The 19,151-nt window shown below is 62.0% G+C and carries 20 protein-coding genes and 1 pseudogene; 15 read left to right on the top strand and 6 right to left on the bottom strand.

From position 1 onward, the window contains the following. Nucleotides 1-46 precede the first annotated feature (46 nt). From AC5RVS_RS03815 to AC5RVS_RS03805, 3 genes are read right to left on the bottom strand one after another with little or no spacing between them, the layout of a single operon-like run. Nucleotides 47-736, bottom strand: coding sequence for a CbiQ family ECF transporter T component (locus AC5RVS_RS03815; RefSeq protein ID WP_494107177.1), 690 nt, complete (start codon nt 734-736; stop codon nt 47-49). After that, complete coding sequence (locus AC5RVS_RS03810; protein WP_494107176.1) at nt 733-1,524, bottom strand: energy-coupling factor ABC transporter ATP-binding protein; 792 nt, start codon at nt 1,522-1,524, stop codon at nt 733-735. The genes AC5RVS_RS03815 and AC5RVS_RS03810 overlap by 4 nt, the downstream gene beginning before the upstream one ends. 5 nt (nt 1,525-1,529) lie before the next feature. Continuing rightward, complete coding sequence (locus AC5RVS_RS03805; RefSeq protein WP_494107175.1) at nt 1,530-2,162, bottom strand: biotin transporter BioY; 633 nt, start codon at nt 2,160-2,162, stop codon at nt 1,530-1,532. A gap of 279 nt (nt 2,163-2,441) precedes the next feature. Between AC5RVS_RS03805 and AC5RVS_RS03800 the strand changes: the two genes are divergently transcribed. The 4 genes and pseudogenes from AC5RVS_RS03800 to AC5RVS_RS03785 form a co-directional block, all read left to right on the top strand. Next, nucleotides 2,442-2,600: a hypothetical protein gene (locus AC5RVS_RS03800; protein ID WP_494107174.1), complete on the top strand. Its 159-nt coding sequence runs from the start codon at nt 2,442-2,444 to the stop codon at nt 2,598-2,600. 163 nt (nt 2,601-2,763) lie between these two features. Beyond that, nucleotides 2,764-3,087, top strand: coding sequence for a substrate-binding domain-containing protein (locus AC5RVS_RS03795; protein ID WP_494107313.1), 324 nt, complete (start codon nt 2,764-2,766; stop codon nt 3,085-3,087). A 36-nt stretch (nt 3,088-3,123) separates the two neighbouring features. Next, the gene (locus AC5RVS_RS03790; protein ID WP_494107173.1) at nt 3,124-3,648 is read left to right on the top strand and encodes an acyl-CoA thioesterase; all 525 of its coding nucleotides are present in this window, start codon (nt 3,124-3,126) and stop codon (nt 3,646-3,648) included. A gap of 184 nt (nt 3,649-3,832) precedes the next feature. After that, nucleotides 3,833-4,445 (top strand): annotated as a pseudogene (locus AC5RVS_RS03785) (carbonic anhydrase); the annotation flags it as partial. An 838-nt stretch (nt 4,446-5,283) separates the two neighbouring features. On the opposite strand, the gene AC5RVS_RS03780 reads toward AC5RVS_RS03785, so the two are convergent. From AC5RVS_RS03780 to AC5RVS_RS03770, 3 genes are all read right to left on the bottom strand, one after another. After that, nucleotides 5,284-6,363: a M20 family metallopeptidase gene (locus AC5RVS_RS03780; RefSeq protein ID WP_494107172.1), complete on the bottom strand. Its 1,080-nt coding sequence runs from the start codon at nt 6,361-6,363 to the stop codon at nt 5,284-5,286. A 72-nt stretch (nt 6,364-6,435) separates the two neighbouring features. Further along, nucleotides 6,436-7,227 (bottom strand): SDR family oxidoreductase, encoded by a 792-nt coding sequence (locus AC5RVS_RS03775; protein WP_494107171.1) that lies wholly within the window; start codon nt 7,225-7,227, stop codon nt 6,436-6,438. Between the two features lie 303 nt (nt 7,228-7,530). Further along, nucleotides 7,531-8,889 carry an MFS transporter gene (locus AC5RVS_RS03770; protein ID WP_494107170.1) on the bottom strand — a complete coding sequence of 453 codons (1,359 nt, stop codon included), beginning with the start codon at nt 8,887-8,889 and terminating at the stop codon, nt 7,531-7,533. Between the two features lie 568 nt (nt 8,890-9,457). On the opposite strand from AC5RVS_RS03770, the gene AC5RVS_RS03765 reads away from it, so the two are divergent. The 11 genes from AC5RVS_RS03765 (at nt 9,458) to AC5RVS_RS03715 (ending at nt 19,115) form a co-directional block, all read left to right on the top strand. Further along, nucleotides 9,458-10,981 carry a pyruvate carboxylase subunit B gene (locus AC5RVS_RS03765; RefSeq protein WP_494107169.1) on the top strand — a complete coding sequence of 508 codons (1,524 nt, stop codon included), beginning with the start codon at nt 9,458-9,460 and terminating at the stop codon, nt 10,979-10,981. A 2-nt stretch (nt 10,982-10,983) separates the two neighbouring features. Then, a complete protein-coding gene (gene accB, locus AC5RVS_RS03760) occupies nt 10,984-11,508 on the top strand; it encodes an acetyl-CoA carboxylase biotin carboxyl carrier protein (protein ID WP_494107168.1) in 525 nt (174 codons plus the stop codon). Continuing rightward, complete coding sequence (gene accC, locus AC5RVS_RS03755; RefSeq protein WP_494107167.1) at nt 11,501-12,862, top strand: acetyl-CoA carboxylase biotin carboxylase subunit; 1,362 nt, start codon at nt 11,501-11,503, stop codon at nt 12,860-12,862. The genes accB and accC overlap by 8 nt, the downstream gene beginning before the upstream one ends. A 111-nt stretch (nt 12,863-12,973) precedes the next feature. Then, the gene (locus tag AC5RVS_RS03750) at nt 12,974-13,978 is read left to right on the top strand and encodes a LacI family DNA-binding transcriptional regulator (RefSeq protein ID WP_494107166.1); all 1,005 of its coding nucleotides are present in this window, start codon (nt 12,974-12,976) and stop codon (nt 13,976-13,978) included. Nucleotides 13,979-14,056: 78 nt separating this feature from the next. Further along, a complete protein-coding gene (locus tag AC5RVS_RS03745) occupies nt 14,057-14,398 on the top strand; it encodes a CHY zinc finger protein (protein WP_494107165.1) in 342 nt (113 codons plus the stop codon). Nucleotide 14,399: 1 nt separating this feature from the next. Continuing rightward, complete coding sequence (locus AC5RVS_RS03740) at nt 14,400-15,149, top strand: energy-coupling factor ABC transporter ATP-binding protein (protein ID WP_494107164.1); 750 nt, start codon at nt 14,400-14,402, stop codon at nt 15,147-15,149. Further along, nucleotides 15,149-15,772: an energy-coupling factor transporter transmembrane component T family protein gene (locus tag AC5RVS_RS03735; protein WP_494107163.1), complete on the top strand. Its 624-nt coding sequence runs from the start codon at nt 15,149-15,151 to the stop codon at nt 15,770-15,772. The genes AC5RVS_RS03740 and AC5RVS_RS03735 overlap by 1 nt, the downstream gene beginning before the upstream one ends. 43 nt (nt 15,773-15,815) lie before the next feature. Beyond that, on the top strand, nt 15,816-16,445 hold the full coding sequence (locus tag AC5RVS_RS03730) for a biotin transporter BioY (RefSeq protein WP_494107162.1): 630 nt from the start codon (nt 15,816-15,818) through the stop codon (nt 16,443-16,445). 322 nt (nt 16,446-16,767) lie between these two features. Continuing rightward, complete coding sequence (locus tag AC5RVS_RS03725) at nt 16,768-17,463, top strand: maleylpyruvate isomerase family mycothiol-dependent enzyme (RefSeq protein ID WP_494107161.1); 696 nt, start codon at nt 16,768-16,770, stop codon at nt 17,461-17,463. 562 nt (nt 17,464-18,025) lie between these two features. Then, nucleotides 18,026-18,277: a hypothetical protein gene (locus AC5RVS_RS03720; RefSeq protein WP_494107160.1), complete on the top strand. Its 252-nt coding sequence runs from the start codon at nt 18,026-18,028 to the stop codon at nt 18,275-18,277. 214 nt (nt 18,278-18,491) lie between these two features. Next, on the top strand, nt 18,492-19,115 hold the full coding sequence (locus AC5RVS_RS03715) for a recombinase family protein (protein ID WP_494107159.1): 624 nt from the start codon (nt 18,492-18,494) through the stop codon (nt 19,113-19,115). Nucleotides 19,116-19,151 lie beyond the last annotated feature (36 nt).

The following is a 19,151-nucleotide window of genomic DNA, read 5'->3' as shown; positions in this document are numbered from 1 at the left end:
GAGCGCGGCCCAAGCCGCTGCCGCAACTGCTCCCGTCACTCCCGGACTAAGATTGGCCGTTCCTATCAGTCAGGTCCCTGATTAGACGATGTTTCTCCGCGTCCGGGCCGGCCGGCAGTCCCCGAGCGACCAGGGCCTCCCCGGTGGCGCGGGCATGGCCGACCGTGGCCACCAGCACCGGGCCCGCCAGCCTTACCGGTCCGCGGCGCAGGCCGCGGGAGGCCAGGGCCTCGGCATGGGCCCGCACGGCGGCTCCGATCCACGGGATCGTGCGCAGCATGACGTTGACGGCCAGCGCGGCGGCTTCCGGGTCGACCCCGAGCCGGCGGAACGCGCCGAAGAATCGGGCCAGGCCGTCCAGCAGTTCGGTGCCCGGCGTGGTGATCACCAGCAGGCGGGCGGCGGCCAGGGCGCCGAAGACGGCGGCCACGACCACGAGTGCCGGCCAGAGGGCGTCGAGAGGGGACAGAGGGTCAGTTCCCCAAACCCCGGAGGCCCAGCGGGCCACGCCGGCGAAGGCCAGCATGGGCCAGCCGCGCCGCCATGGGGCCAGGAACTCGCCGGGGATCCCGGCCAGCAGGTACAGGCCGAGCACCCCCAGCAGCACGAGACCGACCACAACGGGCTGGCGCCAGGCCACCAGGACCACGGTGAGCACCAGCAGCACCGCGTACTTGGCACTCAGTGGCGAGCGGTGGACGGGGGAGGTCCCCGGCCGGTGGTCGAGCAGGTTCACCGCATGCCCTCCCGGCAGGCCGCGCGTTGCGCCCGCACGTCGCGGCGGTACCACGCCACCGCACCCGGCCCGTCGGCGTCGTGCACGACGCGCCCGCCGGCGACGACGAGGCAGCGGTTGGCCTGGGCCGCGAAGTCGAGGTCGTGTGTGGTGTACACGAGCTGCCGGCACCGGCCGGTCCCCGGCAGGGAGAGCAGCAGCTCCTGCACCTCCAGGGTCCAGTCCAGGTCGAGCAGAGTGGTCGGCTCGTCGGCCACAAGCAGGGCCGGGTCGGTGGCGAGCACGGTGGCCAGGGCCAGGCGCTGGCGCTGGCCGCCGGAGAGGTCGTAGATGCTGCGGTGGGCCAGCCCGGCCAAGCCATGGGCGGCCAGCAGCTCCTCGGCCGCCCGCCGCCGGTCGCGCCGGTTGCGGATCGTGCGGCGCAGGGACAGCTCCATGTCCTCGCCCGCCGTGGGCATGACCAGCTGCACCAGCGGGTCGGTGAACATGAACCCGGTCAGGGACCGCACCTGGCTCGTCTTCTCCATGGTGTCCAGCCCGTGCACCCGCACGGTACCGGCGGAGGGCTGGACCAGCCCGTTGAGGAGCCTGACGAGGGTCGACTTGCCCGAGCCATTCGGCCCGATTACCGCGACGACCGGCTCCGCCAGGGTGAGGTCCACGGGGCCGAGGATGCGAATCGTGCCGGGTTCGGCCCCGGCCTCCTGGCCGGGGGCCGCGGCAGTACCCGGGAGGTCGACGACGGCGCCGCGGACCTCGATGACCGGTTCGCCTGCGGTGGTGGGCACCTCGCTCAGAACCGGCGCAGGGCCAGTGCGGGGAAGGCCCGGACGATGGTGGCGGCCACCGTCACGGCCAGGACGTTCTTGATCATGTCGCCCGGCCAGAAAACCATGTCGGCGCCGATGGCGGTGGCCAGGTCCAGGTCAAGGGCGATCATCATCCCGGCGATGCCCATCGGGTGGATGAAGATGAAGGAGGCGACCATGGCGCACAGCCATACCAGGGCCCACCAGCCCAGGCCCATCCGGCCGGCCCCCTTCGCGGCGGCAACCTGGCCGCGGCGCAGCACCATGGAAGACAGGGCGCCGGCCAGGAAGGCTGCCAGCGGGAAGGCGAGCAGGTAGCCGGCCGAAGGTCCGGCCAGCACGCCGATCCCGGCGTTGAATCCGGAGAACACCGGCAGTCCGGCGAGTCCGACCACGACGTACAGCGTCACCGCCAGGAATCCCAGGCGCGCGCCGAGGATCAGGCCGGCGAGCATCACCGCGAAGGTCTGCAGGGTGATCGGCACGCCGAAGCCGGCGACCGGGATGGGCGGCAGCATGGAGCACACGGCGATGAGGGCGGCGAACACCCCGGCCAGGGCGACTTGCGTGGGCACGGCCAAGGGCTTGCGCGGCGCGCTCAGGACTGCGTAGCTCATGGTTCTCCTTCTTTGCTGGCGCTGGGCCGGCAGGGTTGACGAGTCGTTGAAAATCTCGTTGAGAATACGATTTCATAAGCATAACGTGAATACGATTTCACGCACTATAAGAGCAGTGAGGAACGAGGGCGAAGTTGACGAACGCAACGGAAACGATCGCGTCTGTGATGAGTCTGGGCGGCCGCCCGGCCGCCAGCCGTCGCGAGATCAAAATCATTGACGCCACACTGAGGGATGCACACCAGAGCATCTGGGCCACGCGCATGCGCGCCGAAGCAGGTGGCGGGCTTCGACAAGGCCGGCTATGAGCACGTTGATCTCGTTGCGCCGATCCAGTTCGACGTGGCGCTGCGCTACCTCAAGGAGGACCTGGGGAGGTCTCCTTGGCCTAAACTGTCCGCCGAGACGGGCGGAACCGTCAAATCTACCGTTGAGTGATACCGGAGCCAGCCGTGGTCCTGTGTGGCTGATGGGCCGCTGCTGGTGGCTACGGTTGGCCATGCCCGCGCGACCGGGGAAGCGCTGGACGCCCGGGGCTTGCCGGTTGACTCGAAGGTAACCGAGCCCGACAACGAACTCTGATCCGCAGGCGACCGGCCCCCTGAGCTTCTGGACGAAAAGGCTTGACGCGACCTCAAGAATACGATTACATACGGGAATACGATTTCACACAGCGGGCCGTCGACTAGGGCGGCGAGGACTGCGACAACCTGAGGATCTCTGGGTCGTGGGTTACGACGATATCCCGATGTCGGCGTGGAAGGTGCTCGACCTCACCACGATCCGTCAACCTGTTGACGAGATGGCCATACTGTCGCTCGAAATGCTCCTGGCACGCATTGAGAACATCGACACGGATTTTGAACACAAACGCATCGCGACCGAACTGGTCGTACGCGGTTCGACGGAATACTTGCCGGCATGAGTTCACCGTGTCGTCTGTAGAAACATAGGAGGACTCATGGAAATTATCGTTCCCATGCAGGTGCGGTTTACGGACGTCGACCGATTCGGTCACATCAACAACGCAGTCTACTTATCCTATATGGAGTTCGCCCGTCTCCGGATCTTTCAGGACGAGTCGCTCGGATCTTCGGTGGAAAGCCTCGCGGGAGAGGGTGCCGGAATCGTAGTCGGCTATCAGGAGATCACCTATCGGGCTCCTATCGGGCCGAACGTCCCCAGGGTCGATGTAGCCGCATGGGTGACACGAGTGGGGCGATCGAGCTTCGATATCGCCTACAGCGTTCGTGATGGAGAAGTGGAGTGCGCAATCGCTTCTACATCTATCGTGCTCGTCGACATTTCGACCGGAAGCCCCCGCGGACTCCCAGATCGTGCGAAGGAGGTCCTGGAGCATTTCAGTGGGCCACCTGTCGACGTGCGGGCGGTACGATCCGGTCCGACCCTCGTCCGCGCAGTGGATCCGCGCGGGAATTCCCATCAGGCAGCGCAGCAGAGGCGGACCGCGATATCGCAGTTCTAAAGTCCACCAGGCGCGTAGACGGCTCGCGGGCCAACATGGCCGCGGCTTTCGCTCTGGTTTACCCCGGCGAACGCGGCAATAGCCATCGAATTTCCGAATATTAGGCGCATTTTAGACCAACTAGCTCAACCTCGGCGCGATCGCCCCTGAGGCATAGAGCTGCCCCAATCAGTAAGGTTGCTTAGTGTCCACAACATTGACTCCCGCCCAAGCCTGGCAAAAACTTCTCGACGGCAATGCACGCTTCGTAACGGGGAGCTCCGTCCACCCGAATCAGGACGCGGCCCGGCGCAGTTCGTTGATCAACGAACAGCATCCGTTCGCCATCATCTTCGGCTGTTCCGACTCCCGGCTGGCAGCCGAGATCATTTTTCGACCTGGGTCTAGGCGATGCTTTCGTGGTCCGCACCGCCGGCCACGTTCTCGGCGACGCCGTCATTGGCTCCCTCGGATATGGCGTGGACATGCTCAAGGTGCCGCTGATCGTCATCCTGGGCCATGACAGCTGCGGGGCCGTCATAGCAGCCAAGAACACTGTGGATACCGGCGAAATGCCGTATGGCGGCCTCCGCGACTTAGTGGAGCGGATCACTCCGGCTGTGCTAACGGCCAGGCGGTCCGGTCTGGAGGACATCAACGACATGGTGATCGAAAACGTGCGCCAGTCATCTGAACGCCTGCTGGACAGCTCACGCGCCATTTCAGAGGCCGTCGAAGCCGGACAGACAGCCGTGGTCGGTGTCGCCTACAGGCTTGCCGACGGTCGGGCAGACCTGGTCGTCGGGCACGGCGCACTTTCTGATCCGGTTCTCGGCACACATCGTGGGGCAGCTCGAATCGAACTCGCTGATCCGTCCGCTCCGCGAGTACAACGGCACGAGCCGAGCGCTCTGTGAAAGAGGGCACCCAGCTGTAACCGCCCTAACGACGGTTACAGCTGCCAACAAACTGCGGTGGGGCGCGGACGATCAACGGGATCGTCAATCCTACCGCCACGATAACGTTGCCCCACCGCCACTTACCACCATCCTGGCTGCGAAGTGAACAGTGATATCAGGAGCAGATGCAACCTAAGGATTTCCAAAAACTTAATATGAATCCCCGAAAGCACCTATTAGGAAGCAGTTCCTCATGGAAAAAACTTCACCACTGACTGCGATGAAGCCTATACGAGTAGAGGATTGGGCCGCACTCCCGGGCGTTTCAATTGACGTTCGTCGGAACGGCACAACAGTATGTTCAGGCATTGTGGACGCGGTGACAGAGGACGGGTCCATTCTTTGGGTGAACCCCGTAGGGTCCGAAAGAAGACTCTTCGAAAAGAGAAGTTCATATGAAGCCTGGACCGATGAACAATCTGTCCCCTTCATGTACAGGATCTCGGGGGAAATCAAGAAATTAGCCCAGTAAGGAAGTCGTGCCGGCGATGTTGTCCGGGCAACGAGAAGGAGCAAACATGAGTACAGCTGTCGTCACACGCCAGGGCGTTCTGGCCGATGCCCTCGTCCCCAGCACCGCCCTAACCAACATCGCCCTGCCATGCCCGCCGCCTGGAAGCTGGCCGCCCGGCTGCCCGAGAATTTTTCCCGGTTAGCGTGTGGCTGCCGGACGCGCAACCCTTGGTCCCTACGATCCCTATTTCTCAGCGCGCAATAGTGCCGCCTCCGCAACCCGCCAGAAATGTTCAATCGCAGTGTCGAGAGAGGACAGATCAAGTGTCTCGTCGATGGCGTGCATCATGGCAGGATCTCCTGGACCCCAGATCACGATGGGGGCATCGGGGAACCGGTCTTGGAGAACCGAACCGTCGGTGAAGTAGGGGGCTGCGGGAGCTGGCGAGTAGTCCCGCAATACCGTCGGGGGCTGCCCGGCGCGGACGGGAGCCAGATTGATCAGCTCTGTGATTCGAAGGTCACCCTGGAGGTTGCCGAGCCAGTCGAGAATTCGTTGGGGATCACCTACCGTGCGGAAATCAAGGGATAGCTCTGCATGGTCCGGAACGATATTGGGCACGCTCCCCCCGGAAAGGTAACCAAGGTTGACCGTCTCTCTACCCAAGTACTCATCGGAGGCCGCAGGAAAGTCATCGAGGTTGTCGACGACTCCCCTCACGAGAGTCTCGATGGCGTTGATCCCGGCATGTGGTCGAGAACCGTGGGCGGCTACGCCCTGCGCTTCGACCCTCACCCAAAGAGCCCCACGGTGACCAAGCGAAACCTGGTTGTTGGTGGCCTCAGGAACGATGATAAACGCGGGGTCCAATTGGGCCAGCCCCTCAGCTGCGACAACAGCTCCTTTACTGCCGATTTCCTCATCCGCCGTCAAAAGGACAGCTACGTCAGCTCCGGCGGCGTTCGCGCGAATCAAGGTGACCAATGCTGCGACCAGGCCACCTTTCATGTCGACGCTCCCCCTGCCGTGGAGTGTCCCCCGTTCGAAATCGATAGCACCGTCAAACGGATGAGAGGACCAAGTGCCGGCGTTACCGGCCGGCACGGTGTCGGTATGACAGACGAACATCACCGGCGCCGACCCGCTGCCAGTAGTGAGCAACGTCCAGGGATAGTTGTTCCCGCGACTGATGGTGACATCAGAGGTGTGCTGCTCCACAAAGTCGATGCAGAGGCTTTGGAGATGGTGCTGGGCGTCCAGATTTCCAGATTCCGTCTCGAGTTGTACGAGCGTCTGCAGGAAACGTAAGTAGTTGTTCTCCATAGGTCTCACATTCCGGCTTTCATTTCCCAAGTTTCGACATGACAGCAACCCTCTTTCGGAGTTGGCACTCAACTATCGAGACAGCCACCCACCATCGATAGTGAGGGCAGCGCCACTGACATAGGCAGCTGCGTTTGACGCAAGGAACACGACTGCTCCTGAAAGATCCTGTGGGCGTCCCCAACTGTTGGCGGGAATACGGCGCAACATGTTTTCCACCCGCTCAGCGTTCTCCCTGTGAGCAAGGGTGAAGTCGGTTTCCATATACCCCGGGGCGATGGCATTAACCCTGATGCCATGCGCAGTCCATTCATTGGCCAGCGCTCGAGTGAGGCCAAGCAATCCATGCTTGGAAGCCGCATAAGCAGGAACTTCCACGCCGCCCTGGAACGAGTTGATCGAGGCGATGTTAATGATGCTGGCAGGGGCATCACCCGCCGCAAGAACACCATGAGCAAAAGCTTGGCTGAGAAGGAAAGGAGCAGTGAGGTTCACATCGAGAACTGCTAACCAATCTGATTGTGCCGACTCGATGGCTGGGCCTCTCCGAATAATCCCGGCATTGTTGACCAAGATTGTCGGCTGTGGGAACGCGTCTCGAGCCCACGAGATTAGATGTGCTGCGCTGTCCTGTGTTAGGACACTGAGATCAGTTACATAAGTGGAGCAGTTAACCCCGCGGTCACGTACCTCCTCAGCTACCTGGTCGAGGTCACCGAGCCCAACCGCCAGGATATCGGCCCCGGTCTCCGCAAGTGCGAGAGCCATGGAACGCCCAAGACCGCCTGAAGCCCCAGTCACCAGCGCTGCCTTTCCATCTAATCGAAAGAGCTCCAGGACGGGAGTGCGGGATGTTGTGGTCATAAGTGAAATGCCTTCGTTTAATGCTGACTTCGAAATGTGGAAGGCCAGGGCAAACAGGCCCCGAGAATTCGCAGAACGTGTTTACACGAGACCCACGGGACGCGAGAATGTTCTAGCTCGTATCCCCACGTCCGCTTTTTCGACATCCGCTTAGCCCTGCAGTGATGTCAGCCCGAAGTCCAGACCGTCATTGCCTGCCTCAGACGGCACGCGGAGGGTCAAACCTGGCCAGACACCCGCCGCCGTCACTGAAGAGGTGCATGACGGCGGCAAGGCGTCTGACAGTACTTTAGAAGGGTCGAACTACACGGCCCGCAGATCCACTCCCTTGGTTTCCGGCAGCAACTTCATTGCAACCAGGGTCAGGAGGCACAGAACGACGACCAAGGCCCCGGACAGCCATGCCAGATCGATCGACACGAACAACTGGTACACGTAGGGTGCGGTGCCGCCAAAACCAGCCACGGACACCGAGTAGGCGAGGCCGATGCTTTGGGTGCGCTGCGACGTCGGGAAGACTTCCGACATGATCGAGGACAGCAGCGAACCCGAAGCAGCCACGATCACCAGAGCAATTGTCGAAGCAACCAGCAGGGTCCACGGCTCATCAGTGATCATTGCCATGAGGGGAATCTGAAGCACACCCATCGCGATCGCGAAGAAATAGATGACTGGCTTGCGTCCGATACGGTCAGAGAGCCTGCCCCAGAGCGGTAGCGCCACCAAACCTATAACCTGCGCGACCACCGTCACCCAATACGCACCCTGAATGGACATTCCTTCCTGCGTGATGGCATACGTCGAAACATAAGACGACCAGGTGTAGTGGGCCGCTGTCACACCCGACACCATTCCGATGATCAAGAGGATTGAAACCCACCGGGGACGCGGATTCCGCGCCCCGGCACCTTGGCCTGCAACTCCACCTTCCACCGGAGTGGAAATCGCTACAGGCTTCACCGCGACCTCCTCATTCTTCTCATCGAAGACCTCAGATTCGTGCATCCCCCGCCGAAGGTAGAGAGCAAACACCGCACCAAAAGCACCCAAGATGAACGGGATCCGCCACCCCCACTCGGCCACTTGCGATTCCGCAAGAACCAGGGAAATGATGCCTCCCAATACATACGCAATGACCGAGCCACCGAAGATTGCGACGTACACGAGGCTTCCCCATTGCCCGCGCTTCTGCCGGGGGGCAATCTCGGGAATGTAGCTGTTCGCCGTCGCCGACTCGCCACCATGAGCGAAGCCCTGAATCATCCGGATTAGAAGCAGCCCAATAGAAGCACCAAGGCCGATGGTCTCATACGACGGCATGAGCCCAATTGCGACGGAGGCCAGGGCCATCATGACCATCGTGGTGATCATGACCTTCTTTCTTCCCTTACGGTCCGAGAGCGCTCCGAATACAACGCCGCCCAGCGGGCGCATGAGAAAACCAACCGCAAATACTGCCAACGTTGAAAGAAGAGCCGAGGCGGGATCTGACTGGTTGAACATCGCGGCCGCAATGAATGGAGCGAATACGGCGTAAGAACTCCACTCGTACCATTCCAACAGCTGGCCGATCGTACTGGCACGAAGGGATCTCCGACGCTGTCGGCCGGATACTAAATCCTCGCCTAGAGCAGGCTCTCTCTTGTCTACTGACTGAACCATCAAATTACCCTTCTAATTCAGATCGAACACATAGGGTGAAGCGTCCACTGCTAACGGTCTGACTACGTATTCATGATCACGCTGCGAATTGGCTAACAAAAAGTCATGATGCCTGAACTATTGACACATCAGCCCGGATCTCCGGGCCCGGGTTGACTTCGCTCTCCTGTCGAGGTTCGCCCCGCCTCCCCGCATCCACGTGCACAGGACGGCTGGGCGCATCCCTCTGAAGAGGAAGCGTTATACTTCGGAACCGATCGCTCATAGCTTGGGGCAGGCCAGCAGGTCATTCCGCAAAACTGCACGGGCCGGTTCGACAGCTCGTATGCAGGCAGTACGGCTGATCGAGTTTTGCGGCCTGGGCATTAGCGGCGACCGCCCACGCTACCCAGGCCTCTTGGCCCGTCAGTGCCGTGAACGTTTTACCTAGTTTTATCGTCTTGACGTGTCGTGTCAAGAATCACATCGGGGGGTTGACGAAACCCGGTGAGTACGATTTCATAAAACGTGAATACGATTTCACCACAGGGGGCGGCCCGGGTGACGCCAAGGAATGAGGTCAGAATTGATGGACGCAACTGAAACGATCGCGTCGGTAATGAGCGTGGGCGGGCGACCAGCCGGGAGCCGGCGCGAAATCAAGATCATCGACACCACGCTGCGTGATGCGCATCAGAGCATCTGGGCGACGCGCATGCGGACCGAACACATCGAGCAGATGGCTGCGGACTTTGACAAGGTCGGCTTTGAGCACGTCGATCTCGTGGCGCCGATCCAGTTCGATGTAGCGGTGCGCTATTTGAAGGAGGATCCGTGGGAGCGGGTGCGCCGCGCTCACGAGCTCGCGCCGAACACCAAGTTTCGCGCCCTCCTCCGCTCCCGGAACATCGCCGCGTTCGATTTTTTGCCCGATGACGTGATCATGGCCTGGGTGGAGCGGCTGTACGCGAACGGATTCCGGGTGATCGGCTCCTTCGATGGGCTGAACGACATCGACAACATTGCCCCCGGGCTGCGTCACGCCAAGAAGCTCGGAGCCGAGACGTTCGGTGCAGTGTCATTCTGCGAGAGTCCCGTCCACACGGACGAGCTGTTCGTGGCGAAAGCAACGGAGCTCATCGAGAAAGCCGACGTCGACCGGATCATGCTCAAGGATGCCGGGGGTCTGCTCACCCCGGAGCGCATCCGCACACTGGTGCCGGCGCTCAAGGACGTCATCGGTGATCGTCCGCTCGAGGTCCACACCCACTCCCTCACCGGGCTGGCACCGCTCGTCTGCCTCGAGGCGGCCGAGGCCGGCGCGGATTCGCTGCACCTCTCTGTGGCCCCGCTCTCCTCCGGCAACGGCCAGCCTTCGGTGCAGAACGTCGTGCGTGATCTGCGCGCTTTGGGCTACGTAGTGAACGTCAATGACGAAAAGATCGGCGAGATCAGCCAAACGATTCGCCAGATCGCCGAACACGAGAACAAGCCCCTCGGCGAACCGATCGAGTACAACGGCCTACACTTCATGCACCAGACTCCCGGGGGCATGCTCTCGAACTTCCGCACGCAGCTTGCCACCGCCGGGCTCGCCGACCGCTACGACGAGTTGCTGCTGGAGATCGCGCAAGTCCGCTCTGAATTGGCGTACCCAATCATGATCACGCCATTCGCGCAGTTCGTCGGAACCCAAGCGGCCATGAACGTCATGACTGGCGAGCGCTACAAGATGGTGCCGAACGAGATTAAGAAGTATGTGCTCGGTTACTACGGTGACTTGCTCGCCGAAATCGACCCCGAGTTGCGGCAGAAGATCATCGACAATGGCGCCTCGGATATCGCGCTCGAGCCCAGCGAACCGAAACCCATGCTGGAAGACCTCGCGGCACGTTATCCCGACGAGTCGATTGATCACCACCTGCTGAGGGCCATGTTCGCCGGAAGCCAGGTCGACGAGATGAAGATGGCCGTCGCCTCGGGCGGTAACCCCGACGAGATCCCGCACCCGTTGCTCGGGATCGTGAAGTCGCTGCACGCAACCGGCCAGACCGGCACCAAGACCCTGAATGCCGGAGACCTGAAGATCAGCATTACCAAAGGAGAGAACTGACCATGTCGCTTAACCAGCCTGACATTCGCGAACTTAGGGCCCTCGTTGATTGGGCTCACACCACCACCGATGTGCGTGAACTGTCGATCAAGTACGGAGACATCGAACTCTTCGTATCGCGCAATGAGCGCACCGCCATCGCCCCGACCACCGCAGCGCCCGTAGCGATGACCGCCCCTGCTCCCGAGGCGGCCCCTGCCCCGGCGGCCACAGCCACTGCGGTCGCTCCTGCGCCCGCGCCTGTCGCCGCGCCGGCTTCTACTCCGACCGCGGCCACCGAGGACGAGGTCGTCATCACCGCCCCGATGGTTGGCATCTTCTATGCCTCTCCGAAGCCGGGATCCCCTGCGTTCGTCAACGTCGGCGATCGCGTCAGCCGGGATTCGGTCCTTTGCATCCTCGAGGTCATGAAACTGATGAACAATATCGAAGCAAACGTGGACGGCGTCGTGGCGCAGATTCTCGTAGAGAACGAACAGGCCGTCGAGTATGGTCAGCCGCTGATGGTGATCAAGCGCGATGCCTGAGCAGCTGGGCAGCGTCCTTATCGCTAATCGGGGCGAAATCGCGCTCCGCATCATCCGCGCCTGTCAGGAACTCGGGATCCGCAGCGTCGTGGCCTACTCCGAGGCCGACCGTGAATCGCTGCCGGTCAAGCTCGCCGACCAGGCCGTGTGCATCGGTCCGGCGAACTCGGTCAAGAGCTACCGGGATCCGCAAGCAATCATCAGTGCCGCCCTGGCGTTCCAGGTAGATGCGATTCACCCCGGTTACGGTTTCCTGGCCGAGAACGCCGATTTCGCGGCACTGTGCGAGCAGGAGGGAGTCGGTTTCGTCGGTCCTGCGTCGGACATCATCCGCCGCATGGGCGACAAGATCGAGGCCAAGAAAATTGCCCGCGCAGCCGGCGTCCCAACGGTGCCGGGTTCGTTGGGCGCGATCGCCCAGTACGATGAGGCACTCACCGTGGCCAGCGAGGTCGGCTACCCGCTCTTGATCAAGGCCGCTGCGGGCGGTGGTGGCCGCGGCATGCGCGTCGTCGAGTCCGGCGAGACACTCGAGCGGGACCTCAGCGAGATCATGTCAGAGGCCGAGACGGCCTTCGGGGACCCTTCCGTGTACATCGAGCGGTACCTCACCGATATCCGGCACATCGAGATCCAGGTCATGTCCGATGGACAGACCACTGTGCATCTGGGTGAGAGGGACTGCACGGCGCAACGACGCAATCAGAAGCTGGTCGAGGAGGCCCCGTCTCCCGTCCTCGATGACGAACTGCGCGACGGTCTCGCCCAGGCCGCCGTCGCGCTGTGCCAGGAGGTCGGTTACCGCAATGCCGGCACGGTGGAGTTCGTGTTCGACAACATCGATCGAAAGTACTACTTCATCGAGATGAACACGCGCATCCAGGTGGAGCACCCGGTGTCGGAGATGATCACGGGCATCGACCTGATCAAGCTCCAGCTCGAAATCGCCGCCGGCAATCCACTGCCCCTGACTCAGGATGACATCGTCATCCGCGGTCACGCGATCGAATGCCGCATCAACGCAGAGGATCCGCAAAAGGGATTCCTTCCGAATCCCGGTCTGATTGAGAACTTCCGCGCTCCGGGTGGGTTCGGGGTGCGGCTCGACACGCACATTGAGACTGGCTATGTGATTCCGCCGTTCTACGACTCGATGATCGGCAAGCTCATCGTCTGGGGTCAGGACCGTGATGAGGCGATTAGTCGCGCCTTGCGGGCGATCGAAGAAATGGAGGTTGATGGCATTACCACGACGGCACAGTTCCAGGGCGAGATCCTCGATAGCGACGTGTTCCGCAGTGGTGCATTCAACACCGCCTTCGTTGCGAAGTTCTTGGCCGACCAAGTGAGCTGAAAGGCTTATGCGGGGGCCGTGCCGACAGCGGTACGGCCCCCGCGGGCACTTCCGGTTATCATCTATAGGCTCGGCAGGATAAAGGCGATGTGACACGTTTAGTCGCCGGAGATGAGGGATATGCTGACTGGCAGGGAGATCGCACGGCTAGCCGGCGTATCGCAGGCCACCGTCTCACGGGTCGTGCAGGGATCGACGCGCGTCAGCGAAGAGAACCGGCGCCGGGTCGAGGAAGCAATGGCCAGGTTCGGCTACGTACCTAACGCGCAGGCACGCGCAATGCGTACCCGGCGGTCGGGGACGATCGGTGTCATCGCTGGCGAAATCACCAACCCCTGGTATCCCGAGATGATGTATGCACTGGCTAGGGAGATCGGCATTGCGGGCCTCCGAACCAACTTCTGGGTGTCCGAGGGCGAAAACAGCGAACAGGCAGCGATCGAGGCCATCCGGTCCAAGCTCGTCGACGGGTTGATCTTCACCACCGCAACCCGGGATTCAAAGGCGTTGCGCACTGCGCTCGATATGAGACTTCCAGTCGTCCTCGTCAACCGTAGTTTGGAGGGGGTCACTAGCGATCAGGTCACCGGAGACAACGTTGGCGGTGGCGCGGCCGTCGCAACCTATTTCCTCGCTCACGGCCGCACGGACGTCGCCGTCGTCGGCGGCGGACCGGGGATCAGCACGGGACGCGAAAGACGCAAGGGATTCGTGGATGCCTTCGCCGAAGCGGGAATCGGCATCCCCCTTGCTCGCGCCCCCGAGACAGAATTCACCCATGAGGCGGGCCTCGACGCCGGAAGGCTGTTGCTCGCAGATGACCCGCCGCATGCGATCTTCTGCACGACGGACATCGTCGCGTTTGGCGTCATCGACGCGGCAAAAGAACGTGGCTTGCGTGTGCCCGAAGACCTGTGGGTTGCCGGCTATGACGATATCCCGATGTCGGCGTGGAAAGTGCTTGACCTTACGACAGTCCGGCAACCCATAAAGCAAATGGCCAAAGTGTCGCTTCAGGCTCTCCTCGCTCGAATCGACAACCCCGACGCCGCGGTAGAACAAAAACGTTTCCCGACGGAACTTATATTGCGTGGGTCTACGGGCGTCACAAATTAATGAAATACGTAAGTAAGGGGTACTCGTGCCGCTAGAACAGAATTTGCAGCGCTGTGGCTCCTGCCGGAGCGAGAGAAGGTGACGGTGCGACGGGTTCTGGGCAGCCCAGTCGATGACCAGACACGGTGCGTCCACTACCGCACGCCACTGGATGTGGTCGCGATCAAGTTCCGCTGCTGCCGCCAGTACTACCCCTGTCATCTATGCCATCAGGAGAGCGCGGGTCATTCGGCGGTTCAGTGGCCGGCCGACGAGCACCACATCACGGCCGTTCTCTGCGGGGTCTGCGATAGCGAACTGTCCATCCGAGACTACCTTGCAGTGAACGGTTGTCCGCGGTGCGCTGCAGAGTTCAATCCGGGATGCCGTTTGCACTCACAGCTGTACTTCATCACAGAGACCCGCCAGGAGAACGCTTAGGGTGTCGATCAAGCAATCACTCCGGAATCCCTTGCGCCGCGATCAGCCCGCGGGGACATCAGCGCCTCAGCACCCTGGCATCCGGCTGACGGGCGTCTCCGTCATCAGGGAGGGCCAAGAGGTCCTGCGCAGCCTCGACCTGAGCCTGAACGATCACCGCATCGCGGTGATCGGGCTCAACGGCTCGGGCAAATCCACCCTGGTACGCCTCCTCAACGGTTTGCTGCTGCCCACCCGCGGCACGGTCCAGGTGGGCGAGGTGACCACCGCAAAGGACGCAAAGCGGATCCGGCGCCAGGTGGGGTTCGTCTTCCAGAACCCCGAAAACCAGATCGTGATGCCGCTGGTGGCCGAGGATCTCGCCTTCGGCGCGAAGAACTTGGGTTTGAGCGGAACCGAGATCGCGGCCCGGGTTGACGGGATCCTGGATCGCCTGGGCATCACTCACCTGCGCGATCGAGAGTGCTACGCCTTGTCTGGCGGGGAGAAGCAGATGGTCGCCCTTGCCTCCGTGCTGGTCATGAAGCCGTCCACGATCGTGTTCGACGAACCAACCACCATGCTGGATCGGCGCAACCGGCGCCGGCTCCAAGCCGCCATCAGCGATCTTGACCAGCGGGCCATCGTAGTGACCCACGATCTCGAGCTGATCGACAACTTCCAACGCGTCTTAGTGATGCACAATGGGCGGGTCGCCTTCGACGGTGCCCCCGGGGCCGCCGCAGAATTCTACCGCGGAATCAGCGACTGATGACAAAGTCCACCTCAATCCTGACTTGCATCCCGGCCGGCTGGAAGTTCGCCTTCCTGTGCTTGTCCAGTCTCGGCATCTACGCTGTGGCACACTTGGCCGTTCAGGTCTCGATCCTCGTCCTAGCCGTAGTCGCAGCCTTGCTCACCCGAACCCCGTTGGTCCGTCTGGTGCGGATCCTGGCTGGGCTTCTCGTCATGGCTGGAATCGTCTTCGCCGCCCTGGGGCTTACCAACGGCTGGGAGGCGGCCGCGCTCTCGGCTCTACGGCTGCTCAGCCTCTGCCTGTTCGCCTACGCCGTCAGCCTAAGCACGCCGTTCAGCGCGATGCTCGCCCTGTTCGAACGGGTCCTGGCGCCCACCCGGCGCTTCGGTTTGAACCCAGCCCAGATGAGCCTGGCCCTGTCGATGACGGTGCGGTTCATTCCGGAAATCCGCCAGCAGTATCTCGAGGTCCGCGAAGCCCAGTTCGCCCGCGGTCTGGATCATAACCCCCTGGCCCTGCTGGTTCCCCTGCTCGTACGAACTCTCAAGTCTGCCCAGGAGATCGCCCTGGCCCTCGATGCCCGGTGCTACGACTCGGCGCCACATCGGCCGCGCACAGCCCAACGCACCTCTGCCTGAATTAGTCCCATCCCATTTACTTAGCCCAACCTGAAGGATTCTTATGTCCCCCGACACTTCGCAGACCACCCACAACACGGTCCTCGTGGCCGTTTTCGCCGCCATGATCGCCGCCCTCGGCTTGGTCCCGCCGATCACTATCGGCATCATCCCAGTACCCATCACCCTCCAGACCTTGGGCGTGATGCTCGCCGGCGCGCTGCTTGGGCCTATGCGCGGAATGCTCGCCGTCATCGTCCTACAGGCTTTGGTGCTGGCAGGACTACCGCTGCTGGCCGGGGGCAGGGGCGGTCTCGGAGTATTCCTGGGCCCGACGGGTGGCTACCTCATCGGTTGGATCCCCGCCGCCCTGGTCATCGGGTTGCTGGTCAAGTACTGGGCACTGAAGCGGACCGGCCGTGCTGCCCAGTTCATCGCAGTCCTACTCAGCGTGGTCTTGGGCGGCATCTTGGTGATCTACGCCTTCGGGGTGCCCTGGACGAGCATGATCACTGGTCTGCCGCTGTCTACCTCAGCCCTGGGTTCGCTCGCGTTCATACCCGGGGACCTCCTGAAGGCAGTCATCGCGACACTGGCCGCTATCAACGTGCACCGCAGCTACCGCGGTCTGCTGGGAAGCATGAAGACCACCCGCCGACTGCAGGCAGAGCCCCGCGCCGAAAGTCATCCCTAAGCACCTCCCTAGGAGCCCAAACGCGGTCGTCTCGATCGGCGTTGGACGCTTTGTCCCTGGACTAGTCCACGGTGCCGATCGGGCGAAACCCGTCTTGCTACCTGCTAGTTACCAGACCGGTGACGCCGGCATTCGAACGGGGGAAACCGGTCCTCCCCCAAGACGATTCATGGCCAGACCGTCAAGCTTGATCTGGAGTGTGGAGGTCTCCACCGCGAAGAGGAGTCAGATGGACGGTCAGCCTCGGCAGCCACCCGCGGTGGAGCGTTTTGAAGGCCTCCACATCAAGTGGTGCTCGCCCGTGGCCCGGTATGCTCGACTCATGTCGACCGATCGCTACCGTGCCGCGCTGGCCACCAGCCTCGACCGTCTCATCCCGCTCGCATGCCAGCCGGAGGAAATACTGACCCGTTCTGTTCCTGCCTGCCCAGGGTGGACGCTCGATGAGCTGTTCGGGCACCTCGGATCCATCGAACGGTGGGCAGCCGAAGTGCTTCTAGAGGGGAAGCCTGCCGACAAACCGGACCCGCCGACCACGGGCGCCGCAGCATGGTTTATCGAGGGCACCAACACTTTCCTGGGGACAATGACGGCACTTAACCCGGAGGCACAGTGCTGGAACTTTGGCCCACCCCCGCGCACGGCCGGGTTCTGGCTTCGTCGCCAGGCACACGAACACGCCATCCACCTCATCGACGCCTGCCAAGCATCAGATCTGGAGGCCCCGGTTCTCGACGAGAACTTTATGCTCGACGGTATCGACGAGGTTCTGTCAATGTTCACCCCACGCCAGTTGCGCCTGGAACGGATGCCGCGCCCGGAAGCGGCGGTGACCTTCCGCGTCCCCGGTGCGACCACCTGGAAAATCGGCCAAGGGCCCTCCAAAGCTTCGATTACCGCCCCGATGCAAGAAATGTATCTGGGTCTCTGGGGCCGCTCCGACCTTGAAGATACCGCAATAATCGAAGGGGACGCAGCCTTTGCACTCCGCGTCCTGCAAGGCCCCCTCACACCCTGAACCAAGCCGTGGGATCCTCGGTCACGACTGACCCACTGAACGGTCCTTCAGCGCACCACTCCCCCGGCAAATCCCACAGATAATAAGGAGCGGGTTTCAGCGCTCCTCGAATTCGCGTAAACCCCGCCCGCAAAGGGGCCCGGTGAAGGTGCCCCAACCGCGGCAGATACGAATCGCTCTCAGCAGACAGGGCGACTGATCACAGACCGAAGTCACGGCCCTAGGGGATTCGTCCCCCACCGAACCGGGGCCGGCCCCGGTTGAGACCGACATGTTCGTTATCGAGTGCGGGGCAACATCGAGCAGAACGCCATCGTGGCGGAGTTCGTGCGTACCCTGAAGTCCTTCGAAGGGGCTGCTGTTCATGACGACGAACGGCTGACCAGATCGACGAGGCGATCATCTCCCGCTGCACGGCCCAGCTATAAGGTGCCGAGCCGGGACGATGCCCGGCGCATCTGACAGTGTGCGGGCGCTGGTGCTTTCCAGCGGGCCGGGCCGGGTCTCCTGAGCGGGGCGGGGGTCTCGTCGACGCGAAATCAGAGGGTGCTAGGTTCAAGCCATGACACAGGTTCAGCCCGGAACAACCCAGACAGTAGAGATCCGCGTTACGCGCGTGCCCGGCCCCCGGTTCGCCCCTGAGGACTTCGCCCGGCGCTTCCTCGCCCTCTGTACTGCGCTCGGCATCGACGCGGCGCTCACCGATGATGGGAGGGGCGTAGAGTTCGGCGGCGACGGACTGGAGCAAGACGGCCCGGAGGACGTGCTCTCGCAAGGGCTCTCAGACCTCATCCAAGCCCGCTTCGATATCTAGTTAGGGCCGTTTGACGGTTCCACCGTTCAAATGATGGATCTGCAAGCGACTTCTGAAAGACGACGCCTGCGAGATGCCTAGTTGGAGTACACCCCAACCTGACGTCAGGCAGGTATTCAAAAAGGTGTCCACATAGGGTTAAGTATGCTATTTATTGACACAACGCGATGAAAGTCTTAGATTTCAACCTGACACTTTGGAGATTAGAGGGCGGATGACAGGTCAGCGTATCGGGTATGTGCGCGTCAGTACCTTGGACCAGAACGAACAACGCCAACTTGAAGGCCAGGCACTCGACCGCGTGTTCATGGACAAGGCCTCCGGCCGGGACACCGCTCGACCACAGCTAGTCGAACTGGTTCGCTTCGCGCGCGACGGCGACGCCGTGGTGGTACACAGCATGGACCGGCTGGCCAGAAATCTGGACGACCTGCGCTCCCTGGTCCAGAAATTGACCGCCGAGGGCGTCCGAGTGGAGTTCGTCAAAGAGGGACTGGTCTTCACCGGCGAGGACTCCCCCATGGCCAATCTCATGCTTTCGGTCATGGGCGCCTTCGCAGAGTTCGAACGCTCCCTCATTAAGGAGCGTCAGCGCGAGGGCATCGCTCTTGCTCGCCAGCGGGGCGCCTATCGCGGTCGGAAAAAGACGCTCTCCCCGGAGCAGGCGGGCGAACTCGTTCGCCGCGCAGCCTCTGGTACCCCGAAATCGACACTGGCTCGGGATTACGGGATCAGCCGCGAGACGGTCTACCAGTACCTGCGCCAAGCTGCAGCAGCGACAGCCGATGGAGCGTCGCAGGCCGCCGCAGCTTATTTGTCTCCCCTGCCTGAAGCATGATCGAGACAAACTAGGGCCGGCGGGTACGTGCGAACA

This window comes from Arthrobacter sp. Y3221048 (assembly GCF_059092685.1).
This window is presented reverse-complemented; position numbering and strand designations above follow the sequence as displayed.

Bases quoted from the DNA above. Each gene is read 5' to 3' on its own strand.
- AC5RVS_RS03770 (WP_494107170.1), bottom strand. From the start codon at position 8,889: ATGGTTCAGTCAGTAGACAAGAGAGAGCCTGCTCTAGGCGAGGATTTA.
- AC5RVS_RS03775 (WP_494107171.1), bottom strand. From the start codon at position 7,227: ATGACCACAACATCCCGCACTCCCGTCCTGGAGCTCTTTCGATTAGAT.
- accC (WP_494107167.1), top strand. From the start codon at position 11,501: ATGCCTGAGCAGCTGGGCAGCGTCCTTATCGCTAATCGGGGCGAAATC.
- AC5RVS_RS03750 (WP_494107166.1), top strand. From the start codon at position 12,974: ATGAGGGATATGCTGACTGGCAGGGAGATCGCACGGCTAGCCGGCGTA.
- AC5RVS_RS03730 (WP_494107162.1), top strand. From the start codon at position 15,816: ATGTCCCCCGACACTTCGCAGACCACCCACAACACGGTCCTCGTGGCC.
- AC5RVS_RS03780 (WP_494107172.1), bottom strand. From the start codon at position 6,363: ATGGAGAACAACTACTTACGTTTCCTGCAGACGCTCGTACAACTCGAG.
- AC5RVS_RS03715 (WP_494107159.1), top strand. From the start codon at position 18,492: ATGACAGGTCAGCGTATCGGGTATGTGCGCGTCAGTACCTTGGACCAG.
- AC5RVS_RS03765 (WP_494107169.1), top strand. From the start codon at position 9,458: ATGGACGCAACTGAAACGATCGCGTCGGTAATGAGCGTGGGCGGGCGA.
- AC5RVS_RS03735 (WP_494107163.1), top strand. From the start codon at position 15,149: ATGACAAAGTCCACCTCAATCCTGACTTGCATCCCGGCCGGCTGGAAG.
- AC5RVS_RS03790 (WP_494107173.1), top strand. From the start codon at position 3,124: ATGGAAATTATCGTTCCCATGCAGGTGCGGTTTACGGACGTCGACCGA.
- accB (WP_494107168.1), top strand. From the start codon at position 10,984: ATGTCGCTTAACCAGCCTGACATTCGCGAACTTAGGGCCCTCGTTGAT.
- AC5RVS_RS03725 (WP_494107161.1), top strand. From the start codon at position 16,768: ATGTCGACCGATCGCTACCGTGCCGCGCTGGCCACCAGCCTCGACCGT.
- AC5RVS_RS03720 (WP_494107160.1), top strand. From the start codon at position 18,026: ATGACACAGGTTCAGCCCGGAACAACCCAGACAGTAGAGATCCGCGTT.
- AC5RVS_RS03805 (WP_494107175.1), bottom strand. From the start codon at position 2,162: ATGAGCTACGCAGTCCTGAGCGCGCCGCGCAAGCCCTTGGCCGTGCCC.